Annotated in this window: 20 protein-coding genes and 1 pseudogene; 12 read left to right on the top strand and 9 right to left on the bottom strand. The window is 61.3% G+C overall.

The window, feature by feature from the left end:
- Positions 1 to 4 precede the first annotated feature (4 nt).
- A complete protein-coding gene (locus tag E3T55_RS16055) occupies positions 5 to 1,177 on the top strand; it encodes a tyrosine-type recombinase/integrase (protein ID WP_241993103.1) in 1,173 nt (390 codons plus the stop codon).
- Positions 1,178 to 1,202: 25 nt separating this feature from the next.
- On the opposite strand, the gene E3T55_RS16060 is transcribed toward E3T55_RS16055, so the two are convergent.
- From E3T55_RS16060 to E3T55_RS16070, 3 genes are all read right to left on the bottom strand, one after another.
- Positions 1,203 to 1,757, bottom strand: coding sequence for a DUF2510 domain-containing protein (locus tag E3T55_RS16060; RefSeq protein WP_134520567.1), 555 nt, complete (start codon positions 1,755 to 1,757; stop codon positions 1,203 to 1,205).
- The gene (locus E3T55_RS21095) at positions 1,754 to 2,134 is read right to left on the bottom strand and encodes an NINE protein (protein ID WP_134520568.1); all 381 of its coding nucleotides are present in this window, start codon (positions 2,132 to 2,134) and stop codon (positions 1,754 to 1,756) included. Before E3T55_RS21095 ends, E3T55_RS16060 begins: the two co-directional genes overlap by 4 nt.
- A 136-nt stretch (positions 2,135 to 2,270) precedes the next feature.
- Entirely contained in the window at positions 2,271 to 3,581 is a 1,311-nt protein-coding gene (locus tag E3T55_RS16070) for an nSTAND1 domain-containing NTPase (protein WP_134520569.1), read from the bottom strand.
- A 339-nt stretch (positions 3,582 to 3,920) separates the two neighbouring features.
- Between E3T55_RS16070 and mobF the strand changes: the two genes are divergently transcribed.
- On the top strand, positions 3,921 to 7,436 hold the full coding sequence (mobF, locus tag E3T55_RS16075; RefSeq protein ID WP_134520682.1) for a MobF family relaxase: 3,516 nt from the start codon (positions 3,921 to 3,923) through the stop codon (positions 7,434 to 7,436).
- Between the two features lie 65 nt (positions 7,437 to 7,501).
- Here the strand turns inward: mobF and E3T55_RS16080 are convergent, their stop codons facing one another.
- The gene (locus E3T55_RS16080) at positions 7,502 to 7,774 is read right to left on the bottom strand and encodes a hypothetical protein (protein WP_134520570.1); all 273 of its coding nucleotides are present in this window, start codon (positions 7,772 to 7,774) and stop codon (positions 7,502 to 7,504) included.
- Positions 7,775 to 7,847: 73 nt separating this feature from the next.
- Here E3T55_RS16080 and E3T55_RS16085 point away from each other — a divergent pair, with 73 nt between their 5' ends.
- The gene (locus E3T55_RS16085; RefSeq protein ID WP_134520571.1) at positions 7,848 to 8,531 is read left to right on the top strand and encodes a hypothetical protein; all 684 of its coding nucleotides are present in this window, start codon (positions 7,848 to 7,850) and stop codon (positions 8,529 to 8,531) included.
- 110 nt (positions 8,532 to 8,641) lie between these two features.
- Here E3T55_RS16085 and E3T55_RS16090 read toward each other — a convergent pair whose 3' ends face one another.
- From E3T55_RS16090 to E3T55_RS20480, 3 genes are all read right to left on the bottom strand, one after another.
- Positions 8,642 to 9,445, bottom strand: coding sequence for an AbiTii domain-containing protein (locus E3T55_RS16090; protein ID WP_134520572.1), 804 nt, complete (start codon positions 9,443 to 9,445; stop codon positions 8,642 to 8,644).
- A gap of 122 nt (positions 9,446 to 9,567) precedes the next feature.
- Entirely contained in the window at positions 9,568 to 9,804 is a 237-nt protein-coding gene (locus E3T55_RS20475) for a hypothetical protein (RefSeq protein WP_174775482.1), read from the bottom strand.
- Positions 9,801 to 9,977, bottom strand: a complete 177-nt coding sequence (locus E3T55_RS20480; protein ID WP_174775483.1) for a hypothetical protein — start codon at positions 9,975 to 9,977, stop codon at positions 9,801 to 9,803. Before E3T55_RS20480 ends, E3T55_RS20475 begins: the two co-directional genes overlap by 4 nt.
- 143 nt (positions 9,978 to 10,120) lie before the next feature.
- On the opposite strand from E3T55_RS20480, the gene E3T55_RS16100 reads away from it, so the two are divergent.
- The 4 genes from E3T55_RS16100 to E3T55_RS16115 all read left to right on the top strand — a co-directional run bounded on the left by E3T55_RS16100 (position 10,121) and on the right by E3T55_RS16115 (position 13,458).
- Positions 10,121 to 10,852: a potassium channel family protein gene (locus tag E3T55_RS16100; protein ID WP_134520573.1), complete on the top strand. Its 732-nt coding sequence runs from the start codon at positions 10,121 to 10,123 to the stop codon at positions 10,850 to 10,852.
- A gap of 547 nt (positions 10,853 to 11,399) precedes the next feature.
- Entirely contained in the window at positions 11,400 to 11,786 is a 387-nt protein-coding gene (locus E3T55_RS16105; RefSeq protein WP_241993104.1) for a sulfate permease, read from the top strand.
- Between the two features lie 123 nt (positions 11,787 to 11,909).
- Entirely contained in the window at positions 11,910 to 12,173 is a 264-nt protein-coding gene (locus E3T55_RS16110) for a hypothetical protein (protein ID WP_134520574.1), read from the top strand.
- A 7-nt stretch (positions 12,174 to 12,180) separates the two neighbouring features.
- Positions 12,181 to 13,458, top strand: a complete 1,278-nt coding sequence (locus tag E3T55_RS16115) for a hypothetical protein (RefSeq protein ID WP_134520575.1) — start codon at positions 12,181 to 12,183, stop codon at positions 13,456 to 13,458.
- Between the two features lie 520 nt (positions 13,459 to 13,978).
- Here E3T55_RS16115 and E3T55_RS20860 read toward each other — a convergent pair.
- Together E3T55_RS20860 and E3T55_RS21230 are read right to left on the bottom strand one after the other, a co-directional pair.
- Positions 13,979 to 14,446: a GntR family transcriptional regulator gene (locus E3T55_RS20860; protein WP_241993105.1), complete on the bottom strand. Its 468-nt coding sequence runs from the start codon at positions 14,444 to 14,446 to the stop codon at positions 13,979 to 13,981.
- 9 nt (positions 14,447 to 14,455) lie between these two features.
- A pseudogene (locus tag E3T55_RS21230) lies at positions 14,456 to 14,971 on the bottom strand (GntR family transcriptional regulator); the annotation flags it as partial.
- Here E3T55_RS21230 and E3T55_RS16125 point away from each other — a divergent pair.
- From E3T55_RS16125 to E3T55_RS16145, 5 genes are read left to right on the top strand one after another with little or no spacing between them, the layout of a single operon-like run.
- Positions 14,952 to 15,674: a substrate-binding periplasmic protein gene (locus E3T55_RS16125; protein ID WP_166791813.1), complete on the top strand. Its 723-nt coding sequence runs from the start codon at positions 14,952 to 14,954 to the stop codon at positions 15,672 to 15,674. The pseudogene E3T55_RS21230 and the gene E3T55_RS16125 sit on opposite strands and share 20 nt — an antisense overlap.
- Positions 15,675 to 15,733: 59 nt before the next feature.
- On the top strand, positions 15,734 to 16,402 hold the full coding sequence (locus tag E3T55_RS16130) for an amino acid ABC transporter permease (protein WP_241993112.1): 669 nt from the start codon (positions 15,734 to 15,736) through the stop codon (positions 16,400 to 16,402).
- Between the two features lie 2 nt (positions 16,403 to 16,404).
- Complete coding sequence (locus tag E3T55_RS16135; RefSeq protein WP_134520578.1) at positions 16,405 to 17,100, top strand: amino acid ABC transporter permease; 696 nt, start codon at positions 16,405 to 16,407, stop codon at positions 17,098 to 17,100.
- Between the two features lie 60 nt (positions 17,101 to 17,160).
- Positions 17,161 to 17,922 carry an amino acid ABC transporter ATP-binding protein gene (locus tag E3T55_RS16140; protein WP_134520579.1) on the top strand — a complete coding sequence of 254 codons (762 nt, stop codon included), beginning with the start codon at positions 17,161 to 17,163 and terminating at the stop codon, positions 17,920 to 17,922.
- Between the two features lie 38 nt (positions 17,923 to 17,960).
- Entirely contained in the window at positions 17,961 to 18,956 is a 996-nt protein-coding gene (locus E3T55_RS16145) for a mannonate dehydratase (protein WP_134520580.1), read from the top strand.
- Positions 18,957 to 18,958 lie beyond the last annotated feature (2 nt).

The following is an 18,958-nucleotide window of genomic DNA, read 5'->3' on the forward strand; positions in this document are numbered from 1 at the left end:
GCGTTTGACGATTGGCACCTTCGGCGACATCACCACCCGAGCCGTGGCCTCTGGCGGGTTCAAGGCTCGCACCCTGTACCGGGACTGGGACGGCCAAGCCCGCCAGGTTCAAAGCAGTGGCAGCACCGCTCGGGCCGCTGAGCGAAATCTCAAGGAGAAACTTGCCGAGCGAGCGCTGCGCCAGCCCAGTAGCTCGTTTCTGAGCCCGGACAGTGCCTTCGGCGATCTGGTGACGTACTGGCTTGAGGACATCGACCTGGAAAATCGGATCTCGAAGACCACTCGCAACCTCTATGAGCGCAACATGCGCACCCTGGTGCTGCCGGTGTTTCGCCACCTAACGTTGCGGGAAATCGGTGTCGTGCGCTGCGATCACTTCATCAAGCAGATGGCGCGGATCTCCTACAGCCGGGCGAAGCAATCCCGGGTCGTCTTGCGGCTGGCGCTCGAACTCGCTGTGCGGCATGAGATCCTGCCTAGCAACCCGATGGACCACGTCTCGCGTCTCTATCGCGAGCCCCATATTCCGGATGCACTCACGGCCATCGAGGTCAACTCGATCCGACGGGCGATCACGAGCTGGGAGAACGGCGTTGACCACGTGTCCGGACCGCTGCCGGACGGCCAGCTGGGAGCGATTATCGAGGTCATGCTCGGCACATCCGCTCGGATCGGAGAAGTATTGGCCATCCGCCGCCGTGACGTGGACGTCACCAGTACCGTGCCCCTGATCCGCCTCGCCATCACCATCGTGAGCCGCAAAGGCGAGCTGACGTTCCGGCAGGATCACCCCAAAACCGCCAAGTCGCGTCGCGTCGTGGCGCTGCCGTCGTTCGCCTCGGACGCCGTTCGTCGACGTCTTGCCATCGCCGGCATGCTGGACATGGACGCGCTGCTCTTCCAATCGCGTGACGGAACTCCGCTGACCACCGCCAATGTTCGGCGTCAGCTGCGGCATGTTCTGGAAAGTGCCGGCATCACGGGGGTGACGCCGCATCTGTTCCGCCGCACGGTGGCCACCGCTGTCAACGACAACGCCACCGTTGAGCTGGCGGCGGAGTTACTCGGCCACACCGACACGAAGATCACCGTGATGCACTACATCCGGCGGAGCGAACAGGTGAATCCGGCGACCGCCGCGCTGCTTGACCAGGCGTTCGCTCCAGAGGACGACTAACCGGACGTGCAGCCGTGTCCTATCGCTAGTACGGGATCGCGTAGTCGCAGCTCGCGATCCCGTAGGCAGCGCTTGATGTGTTTTCCGCCACCGTTTCGCCATCGACGACTATCTCGCAGGTCACGGTGCCTGTGTCGGCCGGGTTCTGGATCATTATTGACAAGAACTCACCGGTACCCACTGTTAAATGCATGCCTACTTCACCCGACGTTGACTTCAGAGGAAGTGAGACATCATGTTGTTGGATGCCGCTGGGAGTGGACACAGTGATTGACCCGCCAGCCGCGGTGCCACTGGCGTTGTAGACAACGACGAACTGATCCTTCACTTGATCAGCTGGTTTGGGGTCGCTCGTCGCTGTCCCAATGCCGATAAAGGCCAGGGTGCTGACGACTGCGAGCCCTAGGACCAGCACAACGAAAACGATGAAGCAGCCTGAAGTCTTTTTCTGGGTCTGGGGCGGCGGCACGGGCGCTGACTGACGGTGGTCAGTCCACTGCGCTCCGTCCCACCATCGCGTGAGTCCGCGCTGTGCCTCGTCTGGATACCAGCCTGGGGGAGGAGCGGAGGAGGTGGTCATGCCCGATTCCTGGTCGATCGAACCATTCCCGGAATCAGGAAGAGGTCGACGATAGTCCAGATCCATACCGCGTAGAACAAAGGGCTGCTTCCTGATTCGCTGAGAGTTCCTGTCGTCACCGCGACGAGGGTCAGAGCTAAGAGGATCAGGGCAGAGACTGGGCGTCCCAGGTAGAAGCGGTGGATCCCAAAGCCCCCGAGAAATATGGCCAACAGGTACGTCGTCGACATGGATTTTCCGTCACGCTGCAACTGCGGGGTGCCCACGGGTGCAAGCGGTGTGTAAGTCTCCGTCCAGGCAGTGCCGTCCCACCATCGGTTCGCTGCTCCGGTGCGGGGATCGAGGTACCAACCCGCAGGCGGTGGAACGTTTGTCATTTTTCTGCCCCCCAGCAATGGATCGCGCGATTGCGCTCTGTTCAGGCTAGTGGGGACAACGGACTTGAAGTTTCGACACTGCAGGCCGACGCCCCAGTGTGGTCAGCACCGAGTGCCTCATTGATTCGCCCAGTGATCATCCGAGCCGCTTGGAATACGCCTGCGCAACATCAAAATCCAAACCAGAATATATGGATGGTCTAAGCCTCACGTAGGCCTTGAACATTTCATTTCGAAATCTAACTAACCCCCGCTTCTGGATGGTGGGAACGAAGAGAACGTCACCAAACTCAGGCTTGCAAAGATGCCCGCGATAGGTTGATCCAGAATTCAATCCAAGATCCTGGCTCAGGATCTTGTAAATTTCGCCAGTCGGAATATCTGCGTCAGTCCAGTGGGCGAAAGCGCGGAGCGTCTTCTCACGAGCGGAGGAATCGCGAACCGCAGCCTGATACATGTCAGAGAATTGCTGTGCGAATCGATTATCAACGATCCCTCGGATCGCCGCCTCAACATGAACGTGGTCAATCTTCAAACGTCCGTCTTCGTCAGCGTCGATGAGGCACTGCTGGCCAAGCACGTGAACAAACCAAGGGAACCCGGCGGAGACTTCAGTCAGCCTCACCGTCGCTCGCCGAGTAAACGAAATCGCCACTCCCTCGCCATTGAGATGGCCCTCGGCCTTAGCGACGATCTGGCCAAGTTCAGCGGGGGTCATCAGAGGAACTTTGACGGGCTGCAGCCGGCGTTCGAGAGATTGGTGATCGCTCAAGAGGTCGGACACGTTACTTGCGATGCCCACCAACATGAATTTGAGTGACTCACTAGAAGCAGCTTTCAGGAAACTGGCCAACCCGACTGTGCTCCTCATCCTGTCCAGTTCGTCGATCACGAAAAGGACAGGCTGACCGTACGAGGAAGTCAATAGTTCGCAGAGCTGTACGAGTTTCTCCTCAAGGTTCAAGTCTTGGTAACTCAGCCTCTGGCGTTCAACCTCGTACTTTTTTGTACTCTCGACCTCCACGAACTTAAGAGTCAGCTTCTTCCGAGTCACGCGATCAATCAGCTGGTTCGCGCCCATGTTTGAGAGTACGTTCTCTACGGATTCAGCGGAGTTGACCAGAGCCTGCAGTAGACCGTCAAGCGTCTGCGTCGAGTCCGTACAAGTGACATAGAAAGTGAGGTAATGACGGTCTTCAGGAAGGGCCAGGCGCTCAGCATTGAGTTGATGAAGCAGCTCTACACCGCCCATAGCAATTAGCCTGAGCTGAAGGGCGAGACTCGATTTGCCCAGCCCTCGATCGCCGTAGATGAGCGGTGTAGCGCCGTTCGAGTTCAGGGAATCGGCAAGTTCACGCACCTGCTTGTTCCGGCCTGCGAATCGCTCGGGATCGTCTAACTCCGTTGCTGGAAGAAACGCATTAAGCATGACTTTTCTGTCGATCATTGACGCTTACCCCCGTTGAATTACGCTCCCAAAAACATTACCCGGCAGGAATTCGCATACGGTGCTTCTAGTTGCCGTTGAACAACCCAGAACAGGGGGAGGCCGTTGATACGGCTAGCAAAGGTTTGGAGTGGGGCACTTCCATCCGAAAACAGGACACCCTCCGGGTGTCGAGGCGGTCCTATAGGGCGATGGATACCAATTTGTCACCAATTTCGACCGAGCCTCGCCTCCCGGCTCGGGGGCTCGCGAAAGCTATTCGTGTAGTCCTACTTCTTAAACAGATCGAGGGCGCGCACCTTTGTCACGAAGGTGGAGGTGGCCGCCGTGACGGTGTCGATGCGGGTGATGAGTGCCGGGGACGGTTACAAGTACCTGCTGCGCACCGTCGCTGTCAGTGACGGTGACCGCTTGATGTCGACTCCGCTCACTCGGTACTACACCGCGGAGGGCACGCCGCCGGGCCGGTGGCTGGGCGGCGGCCTTCCCGGTCTCGGCGGCGGCCTCATCGTCGAGGGTGACGTTGTCACCGAGGCCCAGCTGCAGTTGCTCGTCGGCCTGGGCCGCGACCCGGTCACCGGCGAACCGCTCGGGCGCGCGTACCCGGTGTATCTCACCGCCGCAGGACGAGCTGCGGCTGAAGCCAACAGTCTCGAGAACGGGCCGACGGTGCGGGCCGCGGGCGCCGCGGCATCCGCTGACGAGGAATCGGGGGCGAAGCGGCGGAGGGCTGTGGCGGGGTATGACTTTACGTTTTCGATTCCGAAGTCGGCGAGTGTGCTGTGGGGGGTGGCCGACGCGTCCACGCAGGCGCGCATCGCGGCGGCGCACCATGCGGCGGTGGCCGAGGTGATCGCGTATATGGAGCGGGAGGTCGCGGCGACGCGCACCGGCACCACCGGGCAGGGCGGCGCCGTGGCGCAGGTGGCCGTGACCGGCCTGATCGCGACGGCGTTTGACCATTTCGATAGCCGGGCGGGGGATCCGCACCTGCACACGCACGTGGTGATCAGTAACAAGGTGCAGACCGTGCTCGACGGTAGGTGGTGTTCGCTCGACGGCCGGCCGATGCACGAGGCCGTGGTGGCGCTGAGTGAGCTGCATGAGACCCTGTTCGCTGACGCGCTCACCCGCTCGCTGGGCGTGCGGTGGGAACCGCGGGAGCGGGGGCGCGATCGGCACCCGGCGTGGGCGGTGCGGGGTGTGCCGGAGGCGCTCGTGGCGGAGTTTTCGACGCGGTCCCAGCACATCGACGTGGAGACCGACCGGCTGATCGAGGCGTATGTGGCCAGTCAAGGGCGGCGTCCGAGTGCGGTGACGATCACGAAGCTGCGGGCGCAGGCGACGCTAGCCACGCGGCCGGCGAAGCAGGTGCACTCGCTGGCGCAGCTGACGGCGGCGTGGCGGGAACGGGCCGGGCGAGTGCTCGGGCGGGACGCTTTGGTGGTGGTTGACGACCCGGTGGTGCTGCGCGCTGAGGACCTGCCGCTTTCAGCTCCCGAGGCGCTCGGGCTTCGAGTGATGACGGCCGTGAGCGAGAAGCGCGCTACCTGGCGGCACTGGAACCTGATCGCCGAGGCCGCGCGCCAGAGCATGCCGTACCGGTTCGCGTCGGCGAGCGATCGCGAGGCCATCGTCGGGCTGATAGCGGATGCCGCCGAGCGCGCCTCCCTGCGCCTCACCCCACCGGAGCTCGCCGTTAGCCCAGTGGCGTTTCAGCGCAAGGACGGCACGTCGGTGTTTCGGCCGAAGCACTCCGTGGTGTTCACCTCGACGGAGTTGCTGGAGGCCGAGGCGCGGCTGCTGGCGCGGGCCGGGTTGCTGACTGCGCCGCGGGTTGCGGTGCCGTCTTCGGTTGCGCGCCGGCGGTTGCCCGGCGGGGGAGTGCTCGCCGCTGACCAGCTCGCGGCGCTGACTGCGGTCGCCGGCTCGGGTCGGGTCGTCGATGTGCTGGTCGGGCCGGCCGGCGCGGGTAAGACGACGGCGATGAACGCGCTGCGGCGGGCGTGGGAGTCTGTGCATGGTGCGGGCTCGGTCGTCGGGCTGGCGCCGTCGGCGGCCGCGGCGACGGTGCTGGCGACGGATCTCGGCATCACGACCGAGAACCTGTCGAAGTGGTGGCATGCCCACCTTTCCGACGGCACGACGTTTCAAGCCGGCCAGCTCGTGATCATCGACGAGGCTTCCCTGGCGGGCACGTTGCCGCTGGACCGCGTCACGGCGCTGGCCGCCACTGCTGGCGCGAAGGTGCTGCTGGTCGGCGACTACGCGCAGCTGCAGTCGGTGGATGCGGGCGGCGCGTTCTCGCTGCTGGTGCACGACCGGGCGGATGCGCCCGAACTCTTCGACGTACACCGTTTCGTGCACGAGTGGGAGAAGGCGGCATCCCTCGGCCTGCGGCAGGGCGACCCCGATTCGATCGACCTCTACGCCGCCCATGATCGGCTGTTTGATGGCGATACCGAGTCGATGACGGATGCTGCCTACGCGGCCTGGCGCGCGGACATCCGGCTGGGTAAATCGACGGTGCTGATCAGTGATTCCAATGAGGCGGTGGCGGCGCTAAACGTGCGGGCGCGCACGGAACTGATTCTGGAGGGGCGGGTCGACGCCCGGCGCGAGGCCGACCTGCACGACGGAACCCGTGCCGCAGCTGGCGACACGGTGATCACGCGTCGCAACGATCGGCGGCTGTGTGCGTCGCGCACGTGGGTGCGCAACGGCGACCGGTGGGTCGTGGTCGGGGTGCGGCGTGATGGCGGGGTCGAGGTGCGGCGTCCGGGTCGGCGGTGGGGGAGCACGGTGGTGCTGCCGGCGGCGTATGTCGCGGAGCACGTCGAGCTGGGCTACGCGGTCACGTCGCACCGGGCCCAAGGGCTCACGACTGACACCGCGCATGTTGTCGTGGCGCCGAGCATGCCGCGGGAGAACTTCTACGTCGCGATGACGCGCGGGCGCGAGGCGAACAGTGCCTATGTCGCCGTGGATCGGCCGGATGTGGCGCACGTGGGGCCGCGGGCCGGGGATGATCCGGAGGTGTCGGGGCGCAGTGTTCTGTTCGGCATTTTGCAGCACGTCGGGGCCGAGCTGTCGGCGCACGAGACTCTGGCGGCCGAGCAGGATGCCTGGGGTTCGGTGGCGCAGCTCGCTGCGGAGTACGAGACCCTCGCGGCCGCCGCGCAGCACGACCGGTGGGTCGCGGTCGTGCGGGGGAGCGGGCTGTCGCCGGGCCAGGCGGATGCGGTAATTGAGTCGGATGCGTTCGGGCCGTTGACCGCGGAGCTGCGGCGGGCCGAGGCCTACCATTACGACGTTTCTCGGTTGCTGTCCCGGGTGGTGGCAGCCCGAGGGTTCGAGGACGCCCAGGACATCGCGGCTGTGCTGCACGCCCGAGTGGCAGGCGCGGTGGCGCGGGATGCCGCGGCCGGCCGCTCGCGCCGTACGCCGCGCTTGGTCGCCGGCCTCATCCCTCGTGCGCTCGGCCCGATGGACACAACCATGCACCAGGCGTTGGTGGAGCGCAGCGACCTGATCGAATCGCGGGCGGCAGCTGTGCTCGACGCAGCGCTGCAGGCAGGAGAGCCCTGGACCCGAGCGCTCGGCGCAGCACCCCGCGGTTTGGCCGCCGCCGCATGGCGCCAAAGCGGATGCACCGTCGCCGCCTACCGGGACCGCTACGGCATCGTAGACGCGCGTCCCCTCGGTGCTGTCCCGGAATCAACCGCCCAGAAGCTCGACGCCGCCCGCGCCTGCGCCGCCCTTGAGGCGGCTCAACGGTATACCGACGCTCATCTCACCGCTGCGATCAGGCCGCCTGCCATTTCGGGGCTTACGTCGGCCGGGATCCGGATCTAAATTTAGGACAAGGGATGAGCGTCTGTGAAGTTTTTGGGAGACGGCACGGCCTTCGCGCAACGTGTTTAGGTCAAGGTCGACAATGGCACGTCGCGAAACGGGTTGGCCACGCCGCCCGTTTCCAGATTTGCGATTGTGAAGCCTTGCAGCCGCAAATCCTCTACAACCTGACGGGATGCGATCTTGTTGATGCTCGTCCAGCCGTCCCAGCCGTTTGTCTGATCGTCCTTGACTACTCGGTCGCTTGGGCGGAAGGCAGCCTTGAGGCGGACGACTTTGTTGGCGCCTTTGGGAAACTGCGCCTGAGCGCTGGCGAGGACGGCTTCTGAACTGCTCATCCAAATAGCTTACATGCAACACTCAGAAAACACACAGACATTGCGCCCCTGTGGACCCAGCTAGGCTGCGGGCATGGAACGAATCACAGGATTGTTCGGCGGCCCAAGCAGACTTCTGGGCGGACACAGGGGTGAGGACTTCGTCGTTCGTTCCCAGCGGCGTGTCGAGCCGTATGAGATCGAGGCGCAATTTCATAAAAGTCAGATGGTGGTGCCGATTACGACACCGATTTACGAAGGTGACATCGTGGAACGAGGCGACCCCCGCGGCGGAGTGATTGAGTACACGGTGGCGAACGTCGAGCTAAGCAGAGATCCCTTCGGCCACGGGAACGATCACGCTATCGCCAGTTTGAAAGAGAACGGACATGCGGAACGCAAGTACGGAAGCGTGTACAACATCCATGTCGCTGGCGGCAACAATCAGATCGCAGCCGGGGCTAATGCGACCCTCAATCAGACGGTGAATGCCGTCAACGATGAACTCGCTGCCGTGCTCAGGGCGATCCTCGCAGATGTACCACGGGACGCGCTGTCATCGAGCGAGTTGGAGGAACTCGAAGAGGCGATCGGGGAAGCAATCGAAGTATCCGAGTCGGGCTCCGCGAAGCCGACTGCTGTGAAACGCGCCCTTTACTCCGCGAAAGGCGTCGTAGAAGACCTCGGGTCAGCGATAAAGAGTGGCACCGGCGATGCCGTGAGAAGCTGGGCGACTACAGCTGTGACGGTTCTTCTCACAAAACTTTCTGGAATGTAGTCGCTGCATTCGCCTCGCTCCGCCTGCGACTTGGCGGGCGGGAATCCCCTCCCTGCGGGTGCAGCGTTTCAGGCGCGGGCCGTGGAGGGCCAGGTTCCGGTGAGTGCAATTCAGGTGCTGAGTCCTTGCGTCTGCCACCACGCGATTGCAGCACCAACCACCGTGGACAGCCCGACGACGACGGCGCCGATTCGTCGGCCTAAGGTCCAAAACCTATTTTCCGTCACCTCACCGCCGTTCGCCGAAGCCGGTCCATCCCCGCGGGCCTGGGCAACGTTCACCCGGTTTCCTTTCCCGCTGATAATCACGTTGACCGCGTTCGAAGCTTGGTCGGCCGTCGGTCCGTCTGCGCGAGATGGGGTGACGGCGCGAAGCTCTGCGAGTAGTTCGGCGAGTCGTGTTCGGACCTGGTCGATGATGCCATCCACGGCCGACTTGCTCACTATCCAGTAGAGAGCGCTGATGTGTTGATACGGGTCCCCAACCTGTTTTTCCATAAGACGCGCGATCATCCGCTCAGAGGGGAGGGAGATCTGAATCCCACGACTTTCGTCCGCCTCACGAACGAGGGATTGGATCTCGCCGATGCCCTGAGGAAACGCAACCTGATCTGAAATATGTTCCTGCACTTCTGCGGGGAGGTTAAATCCACCAATGGTTTGGTGTCTGACCAGTGTGTTGCCTGAAATGCCATCTAGCTGAAGTGTCCCGGGTATTCTGCGGTAGCTGGGGAGGTCTGTGATACCTGCATCTGCATAACCTCGAAGTTCATGAGATGCCCAGTCGCGCAATTCACTTGATCCCGAGCGGCCCCCAAGAATTATCAACTTTCGCAAGACATCTGCAAGAGACGCATTGTCAAGCAGATCCCTCTCAATTTCTGAGAGGAGAGTATGCGGAGTTTTCAATGGCATAAGGCGATCATTGCATTGAACGGTCGAGCTCATCAGTTTGGCGACATTTATCTTCGCGCTTCGCATGACCAAGTAGACCACGCGCGAGGGCCATTGGGGCCCAATGCATCAAATAGCGTCTATTAGATCAGCTTCGGTTGTCCGTCGGGCGTATGGCCCAGCCGGGCGGTGAGCATCAGCACGAGCGCGGTGCCTGAGAGCGCCCCGTCCAGGAGGCCGGCGGGAAGGAGGAAGATCATCAGCGTGAGCGTCACGAGACAATTGGCCAGGGAAAGCCCCAGGCCCCACAGCCGATGCCGCAGCAGGCCGATCGCGCCGAGGATGCGCAGAAGCGCGAAAACGCCACTCATCGCCATCATGAGGTAAAGATTGTCCTGAAGAAAACATCGGCATGTTTAGCGATGGATGCTTGCGGGATCTGGAGAGCGAGAAGAACCAAGACACCAATGAAAACCAGCCCCTCCATAAGTACGCCCTGGATCATGAGCAACCAAGCCGCCCGTCGATACTGCAGCCGCTGAGATGTGTCCATTCCGCAACCCTATCGGCCGCTCAGTACCCGACCTTCAAAACTTATTTACCACGTCACCAGGAAAGATAGTGGACCGATGGCACAAGCGAGCGGCTGTGCCCGGACTGGTAGACGAGGGTTATGGGCACTGGCATCATCGGAGAATGACCCAAACTCGCTGGCAGCGTCTCTCCGAATGGCCACTTACGGCGACCGCAGTGATATTCCTTGTCGCTTACACGTGGGAAGTTATCGGAAACCTTAGCGGCTTGAGCGAACTGGTGGCGGAGATCGTTATCGGTGTCACGTGGGCTATCTTCGCGTTGGACTATCTAATCAATCTTGTGCTCGCACCACGCCGGTGGCAATGGTTCTACACGCATATCTTGGACCTCTTGATTGTTGTTCTTCCGCTGCTGCGCCCTCTGCGACTACTGCGCCTAGTCACCCTCCTTGCAGTGCTCCAGCGCACCGCTGGTGCCGCATTCCGTGGTCGGGTAGTGACATATGTGGCGGGCGCAGCGGCACTCCTGGTGTTCGTCGCTGCGGTCGCTGTCCTCGACAGCGAGCGAAGCAACGCCGACTCGACCATCACCAACTTCGGCGACGCCCTCTGGTGGGCGTTCGTAACTGTGACAACTGTCGGATACGGTGATTTTGCACCTGTAACGGCGCAGGGAAGATTGATTGCCGGCGGTCTAATGCTCGGCGGTGTAGCCCTGCTCGGAGTCGTGACAGCGACCCTCGCCTCGTGGATCGTCGAGCGCGTGGCACGTCAAGAAGAGGATGAGCAAGCGGCAACCCGGGGCGAGATCCGGGCGCTGGGACAACAGATCGGTCGACTCCAAGACACGTTGGATTCGCAGCCGAGCGCTTCCGCGGACAGAAGGCCATGACATGGCGCGTTCGATGCTCTAACCACGTGCGGGCTCAGATCGAAATCGTCTAGGCCGCGTTCGTGACGTTGCGCATAGACATTTCGAGGAAGGCGATGTCAGCGTGGATCGCGATCAACATATTTCAATCTCAAACCGTAGACCGGGCGAGCGAGCACACCGTCCCCTCTCGCTCCGGCAAAATATGCAGCGAATATGTCGGTCGATATGGCCTGATGAAGAGCACGGATTTCTCGTGCCAGCTGTGTGGTGAACGCGGTCGCTGCTACTGACATTCTCGGAGCCTGGTCTCTCGATGGATCGTCGGCTTCCCTCGGATGCCATCGGCTTCCTTCCGAGGAGCGCCCTACACGGGTGAGCAGGAGTCCCTGGATTTCGCCTTTCTGGACTTGAGCCATGATGCGACCGGGTTTTTCCTTGTCACGCGTTACCTCCGCACTTAGAATCCCTTTTAGGCAACCTCTATACGCACCCTCGCTCGTCGCGCTGGCATGGCTCCCCTTGGGAGCCCCTTCAGGTTCTCGTTGCCGATCTGAAGGGTTGCCACGTGTTCAATCTGATTTTGGGGCTCACCGCCCGCAGCTACTACGCCCTGCGTCGCATCATGCCGACCACCATTCTCCTCGACGCCATCCACACGCGACGCGGACTCAAATGGGGCGTGCCGGCCATGCTGCTCGCGGCCCCGTACGCGGTCGGTGCGACGGTCTGCACGCGACTGATCGAGGCTGGTGGCCCCAGCTGGCTGAACCTCGTGGTGCTGGTGCTCGTTTGGAACACACTAAAGCTCGTCGTCAACGGGCCGATATCCCTGATGCGCCTGCTCTTAGTTCGCTGGCGTGAGGCCCGGGCAAGGCGCCACGCGGTTCGGGCCTCGCTTCGTGACGACAGCGCATCCGAGCCGCTTGGCCAGCTGACGCTGTCGTCCCGCTGAACCTGCACCGCCCGATCACGCTTCGGACGGCCCCGCCCGATTCGCCCGGCCAGTCCCGGCGTGCGCACCTGTTATTCACGACAGGATGTCGTCACACCCACGTCCCGCAGAAGGAGACCCACCATGACGATCCCGCAAGAACAATTCGACGATCTGCTCAGCCGCACCGCGCTCGCGGCGCTCTTCTACTATCCAGAAATCGCGGTCGACGATAATAACTACAACCTGCAGAACGACATCACCTACTGTCTGGAGCCCGTCGCTGGGATCGCCGCGGCGGATGCCGAACGGCTCCGTTCCGCGGTCGGTCGGGTCATCACGAACCCTACGGCGCACCGGTCCGACCTCCTTGCGCTCGTCATCGAGCTGGCCCCGCCGTCGGAGTAGCGCGATCATGAACGGCCCCACCGACGAGACCACCACGCCGCAGACGGCGCCGGCCACCCAGCCGCCTCAGCACCGTCCCGTTGACGATGACGGAACTCGGGACATCCGCCGCGAACGCCAGCGCGAAAACCGGCGCCGGTGGGTGGCGGAACACCCGGACCGCGTGCGTGAACTGAATCGGATCTGGCGACTGGAGCACCTCGAGAGTGCCCGGCAGCAGAATCGTGAGCAGATGCGTCGAGCGGTGGTTCGCCGACGCCAGCAGGAAGAAGTGCGCGCGCGGGGGCGGGAGCGTGCCAGGCTCTGGCGGGAGGCGCATCCCGAGCGCAACCGCGAGTATCAGCAGCGTTGGGTCGAGCAGAACCGGGACAAGATCCGCGAGTACTACCGGCGCTACTACGACAATCACAGCGCCGAGGTGAACGCCCGGGCCATCGCCCGCCGCGACGCCGACCCCGAACGCACCAAGCAGATCAGCAAAGAGTGGGCCGAGCGCAACAAAGAGCGCCGCGCCGAATGGCAGCGCACCCGGCGCAGTGATCCCGACATCTATCAGGCGGAGCTCGCGGCCAACGCGGCCGCGCGGCGTTTCAAGCGCCAACTCAGCCACCAGGGTTTGCCCCCCAAGCAGCTGCACCTGGCCACCGCCGCCGAGCGCCGCGCCCACGACCGAGAAGCGGATGCCTACTTCACGGACTCGGCGTTGCCCGAGCACCTGCGCCAATTCACCGTCTTCGCCGAGACGCTGACCGAACTCATGCTCCACAACGGCACCCGCATGCTGGATTTCGCCACGGCCTACGCCGCCAACCGCGCACGAATGGGCCTCCCACCGGTCTCGGCCGAGACGATCGCGTACGGTCGTGCCGTGGAACTGGTCATGCAGCGGATGCGCCGGGTCGACCTCCTGACCGGCCGCGACGTCGCCGCCGCGGTCCGGAGCACCCAGGCGGAGGTGCCGCGTATTGAGCGGCAGCAGCAGTTCGACCAGCTCGTGAAGGGCGTCGTGGCGCACGTGAACCGCTACCAGGTACGGCTCGGGAGCGAAGCGAAGATGGAGAACAAGGCCAGAGCTCATCGGGGAAAGCCGCAAGTGCAGGCTGAGACATTGGTGGTGCAGATCGCGATGAAGCAGGTCAGCGAGCGTGTGCCCACGAACCGGCTGACCGCGGACGACGCACGCGAGGCCGCTCGCATCATCGGGCTCCATGTTTCCACGACTCCTGACGATCGCCGCATCACGGTGGGGTCGCCGGCACAAGGGCGGTCACTCGGGGCTCGGTGAGGGGTTGGCAGAGCTGCGGCTCCCTGGCGGCAGCAGCCTGGAATGCTAGGTGGGCGGGGGAGTGGAGCCGGGCCAGCCGACTGCCACGATCAGAGCGCGATTCCTCGTCGTGGCGTCTCATTACGGAGGCTATCGAATCGGCGGTCAAAATCACGCCTGGCCACCACAGGCTCCGTCGGCGCGACCGCGGGGCACCAGGCGATCCGCCCCGAATGCCGGGAAGCGACATCCAGGTCGTCCTCGACTGAGCGCAGGAGCCGGGCCGCCTCGCGCAGTGCCTCGGCGGCACGGCCCCATGGAATTCTCTATTTCCTCACTTCCGTGTGAAATTCACCTGGAATGAGTCAACCTGAGTATTCGATCCTCTTAGCCCCCAGCTTCTCCTGGCCGCCGACAGACCCAGGCGGTGATGTGGATGATGCACTCCAGGATGACGCGGGGGTGGCATCAGCGCAAGTACGACACCACCCACTTAGCGTCTGCCCATGGCGATATGTCCTGCGATGGTTGCGTGGCCCGATCAATTGCAGACGAAATAGTCTGGATAGGCTTTGCGTAGCCCCGGGCCGTCGACAATATATCTGCGGATGTGAGTCCTGAGTTTTTCTACGGCTCGTTCAGCATCCCGGCTCACGACGCATCTAACAATTTCTTCGTGCTCAGAGCACAGCTCTGCAAGCTTTTGTGGCTGGGCAAGCCCAATACTGAGCCTGCGAATTCGGTCAAGCTGAAACCTGCTGCGCCCAACGACTGACCAAGCGCCGCTGTACCCGGCCAAATCGAAAGTCTGTTGGTGAAAAGCCTCATCAGCCAGGAAAAAAGCCTCTGAGTCGCCGATGCTAGCGATCCTGCGCTGTTCGGCAATTGTCGCTTGAATGATGCTGAAATCGCGGTCTTCTGTGTCGCAGGCGTATCTCAAAGCATTAGTCTCGAGACTTTCGCGAATGAATTGTGCCTGTGACACCTCGTCTAGGTCGATGAGTGACACACGAGTCCCCACTTGGGGTCTCACATGTACCAGGTCGCTATCGGCTAGCGACGCGATTGCGGCGCGAATCGGCGTCCGACTCACGCCGTAGTGAGTTGCCAGTTCACTTTCGGAGATCGAGGCGCCGGGGACTAGGTCCAGCCGGCAGATCCGCTCGGCCAAGTCATCAAAGATTAGGTCCGAAGCTCGGACTCTGGAACTGGTGAACCGAGGGGAGCCTGCACTAGCTGACGTGCCCTTTTGAATGGCTTTCATGTCTGCCACTTTACACTGGTATGCAAGTATGCAAGTATTCAAGCAACGGTGGATCAAGTCGACGGCGACAAGCCAAGGCTTAGAGATCGAGATCGCGTTCGAAGACGAATGCGACAGGAATGGTGAAGACCAATGGAGGTCACTCATGCTTCGTAGAAATCGATCTACATCCCGCAGGACAGGAACGTCAATTCTCGCTGTTTCCGCACTCGCACTGCTTACCGGTTGTTCTGGCGGTGGAGGAACAGACGTGCCGACAGTGGAGAGCATTCAAGACGCAGGCGTGCTTCGCGTCGCGACTCTCACCGGTGACGCACCCTGGGTTAGCGTCGGAGCTGATGGCGATCAGGAGGGCTTCGACGTCGACTTGGCCCACGCGCTTGCGGAGAAGCTCGGAGTCGAGGTCGAGTTCACGACGGTGGATGGGCCTGGAAGGGTCGCTTCCTTGCAATCGAAGAAGGTCGATCTAACCATCGGCGAGTTCAGCACCACTCCCGAGCGTGATGAGGTCATTGACTTCTCGAATGACTACATCTTGAATCCTGGACAGTACATGGTTGTAGCTGACAGTGGCATCCAGACCAGCGAAGATCTCAACGACGAATCCATGGTCGCATGCATCCAACAGGGGGGCACGTCGACGGATCTAGTTCCCGCGGACATCCCAAACGTGGGCACGCTCTTCCTGCCCAGTACCGACGACTGCCTCGAGGCACTGAAATCGGGCCAGGCCCATGCCATGACCCAGAATCCCTTCTACTACCTCCCCTTGATGGACAAGGATCCTGGCGCGTTCAAAATCCTCGACGGCACCTTCGGCACGAATCACATTGCCGTAGGGCTCCAAGAAGGCAGCACCGAACTCGCCGCATTCGTCAACGACTTCCTCGTTGAGTACCAAAAAGCCGGAAAAATCGATGCGACCTTCGAAAAGTGGTTTGGGTTCGAAATGCCTACCGAGGCACGCCCATAACCGCTTCATCACCTGAGACGAAGACCACACGCTTCTATTAAGGGGGAGTTCGCACAGTGATGCTGGATTTCAGTATTTTGATTCCGTACTTCAGGGATTTCGTTCAGGCTCTCGGGCTGACGTTGGCGTTGAGCTTATCTGGCTTCGCCATAAGCAGTGTTCTCGCAGCGTTGCTGCTGCCGGCGCGCATGAGCAGTGTCGCAATTCTTCGGAGGCTGACATGGCTGTATGTCGAAGTGCTACGAAATATTCCTGTTCTACTGGTTTTGTACGTGGTGTTTTTTGCGCTGCCACAGATTGGCATCAAAACAGAGTCATGGGTGGCTGCCATTGTTGCGCTCTCGTTCAACTCGACAGCGTACCTCGTTGAAATCTATCGTGGGGGACTGAACTCTATCCCTCAGGGGCGATATGAGGCTGCCGCGGCGCTGAACTTGAATAGCTTCACCCTGTGGACCAGGATCCTACTTCCCGAAGCCTTGCGAACTGCGTATCCCGCAATCGGTAACCAACTGGTTGCCTGTGTTCTGGGGTCCTCGCTCGCGGTTTTGATCGGCGCCGGCGAACTCACCGGTCTTGCTTACATGGTGGGGGCGTCGACCTTCAGATACTTCGAGACATTTCTTACCGTGGCGATCGTCTACATCGTGATCGTGCAGGTAATCAACTTCTGTTGGGGCAAGCTCGGAGCGCAAATAATTGCGCGGAATACCTCTAGGAGGTTGTGAATATGACTAGCGTCATCGACTACACAGAATTGTTCCTCACTGCTGTTGTCTACACGATCGCCTTGAGTGTGATGAGCATTATCGGAGGCACCCTGGTCGGCGTGGTGTTCGGGTTCTTGTCAGCTCGGCGGCTTGAAGCACCGCACTGGTTCCGCGCAGCCCGAGTCTTCATCGATATCTATGTGAGGATTTTCCGATCGGTTCCTCCGCTTGTGCTGATGTTCCTTCTCTACTTCGGGGTCAGTGCAGCGATGAATTTGAGCATCAGCATGACGGCCGCGGTCGTACTCGCGCTCACCTTGTTCGTCGGCGCCTATCAGTCCGAGAACATTCGGGCCGGCGTTGAGAGCGTGCCTCGCGGCCAAGCGGAAGCGTCGGCCGCGCTCGGCTTGGGCATCTTCTCGCGTATGAGGTACGTCGAGGCTAGACCGACGTTCGCCGTGGCACTGCCGTCCATGGTCGGGCAGTGGGTTGTCACGATCAAGGACACTTCCTTGGCGAGCGGAATTGGAGTTGTCGAAGCAACGACAATCGCGTTGACCGTGCGTCAGGCTACCGGTGAAACCTGGCTCGTGTTTCTCGTGCTCGGTGTCACGTACTTTCTCATTAACCGGGGTGTGGCGCTGTTGGGAAGTGTGCTTGAGAAGCGGATATCCCGATCGACTAGTCGTGCTCAGAGCCGGGCAGCCCTGGTCTGACTCTGTGCAGACGTCAAACCTGTGAACGTCGTTGTGTTTAGACAAGAAATGGACTGAAGTATGTCAGAAATGCTGAAGACGCCGGTAGTGAGCCTCAAAGGCGTCATCAAGAAATATGGTTCCGTGGTTGCCGTCAATGGTGTGGATCTGGAGGTCTTTGAGAGTCAGACAGTGGCGATCATTGGGCCATCTGGGTCCGGCAAGTCGACGGTGATACGCACCATCAATGGGCTCGAAAGCCATGATGGCGGCGAAATCGTGGTGAACGGTGTGACTCTCGATGGGTCGAAGAGCAGTATTCGCGACGTCCGAAATGACGTGGGAATGGTCTTTCAACAGTTCAACCTGTTTCCTTACATGAGTGCCCTCGATAACATCACGCTTGCACCGAGGCGCAGACAGGGCGTTTCGCGGCTCGATGCTGAGGCGCACGGCATGGAACTCCTCGAAAAGGTGGGACTCAAAGGATTCGAATCGCGCTATCCCAGCGAGCTTTCCGGGGGGCAGCAGCAACGTGTCGCGATTGCGCGCGGCTTGGCCACGAAACCGAAGGTCATGCTGTTCGATGAGCCGACCTCCGCCCTCGATCCCGAAGTGGTTCAGGACGTCCTCGGCGTCATGAAAGACCTCGCACACGACGGCGTGACGATGATCGTCGTGACGCACGAGCTCACCTTCGCCGCTCAGGTCGCGAACAGCATTGTCTTCATGGATGCGGGTGTTGTCGTCGAGCAGGGTGACGGTGACTCCCTACTGCGCAACCCCCAACACAAACGCACCATTCGGTTCCTTTCGAGCCTGAATGCGTCAAGTTTCGACTGAACCAGCAGATCAATAGTCAGAGAGTAGTGAGAGATATTATGATCAAATTTTCAGAAATGGTGACCGGCGCTGATCCTCAGGACTTCTGGAGGAATCTGCGGCAAATGAACATCACGAAAGCCGTATCGTCGCTGCCTCGGGGATCGATGGACTGGCGCAACCTACCGCCCACCGACAACCCGTGGTCGTACACGGCGCTCGCGATCCATCAGGAGAACCTTGCAGAGTGGGAACTTGACATCTCTGTCGTTGAGGACAGCCCGGCGATGGACTCGATCCGCTTCGGCACTAAAGATCGCGAAGAATCGGTTGAGCACGTGATCGAAATGATCAAAGCAATGGGGCGCCTAAACATACCGACCTGGTGCTACAACTGGAACGGCGCCACGGAATGGCTTCGCACGCAGCAGGCAGTCGCTGGGCGCGGCGGCGCTCTGGTCGCGGGCTACCGGCACAGCACGCTCGATCACACTGCTTATACGAAGTACGGTCGGGTCGAGAACGAAACTCTCTGGGCGAACCTTGGCTGGTTCATGGAACGAGTCCTCCCCGTTGCGGAGGATGCCGGAGTCCGCCTAGCGATGCACCCCGACGATCCACCCGTGCCGGAGGTACGCGGCATTTCGCGCATCATGAGCACCGTCGCTGGGTACGAGCGCCTTTTCGAGGAGTTTCCCTCATACGCGAACGCGATGACCCTTTGCCAGGGTAATTTCACGCTCATGACGTCCGATCTGCCTGCAACTATACGAAAGTTCGGGAACGAGGACCGCATCGCGTTTGTGCATTTCCGCGACGTGGAGGGCACACCGGAGCACTTTGTTGAGACTTTCCACGATGAAGGACCGACCGACATGCTTGCGTGCATGCAGGCCTACAAGGATGTCGGATACGACGGGGTCATGCGAAGCGACCATGTGCCGCTCATGTCGGGTGATACTCAGGAAGTACCCGGGTACGGACGTCTTAGCCGTCACTTCGCGATCGGTTACATGACTGGGCTGCGCGAAGCGGCCTATGCGCCGAAGAATTGACC

The organism is Cryobacterium frigoriphilum (genome assembly GCF_004403305.1).
GTDB classification, from domain to species: Bacteria; Actinomycetota; Actinomycetes; order Actinomycetales; family Microbacteriaceae; genus Cryobacterium; species Cryobacterium frigoriphilum.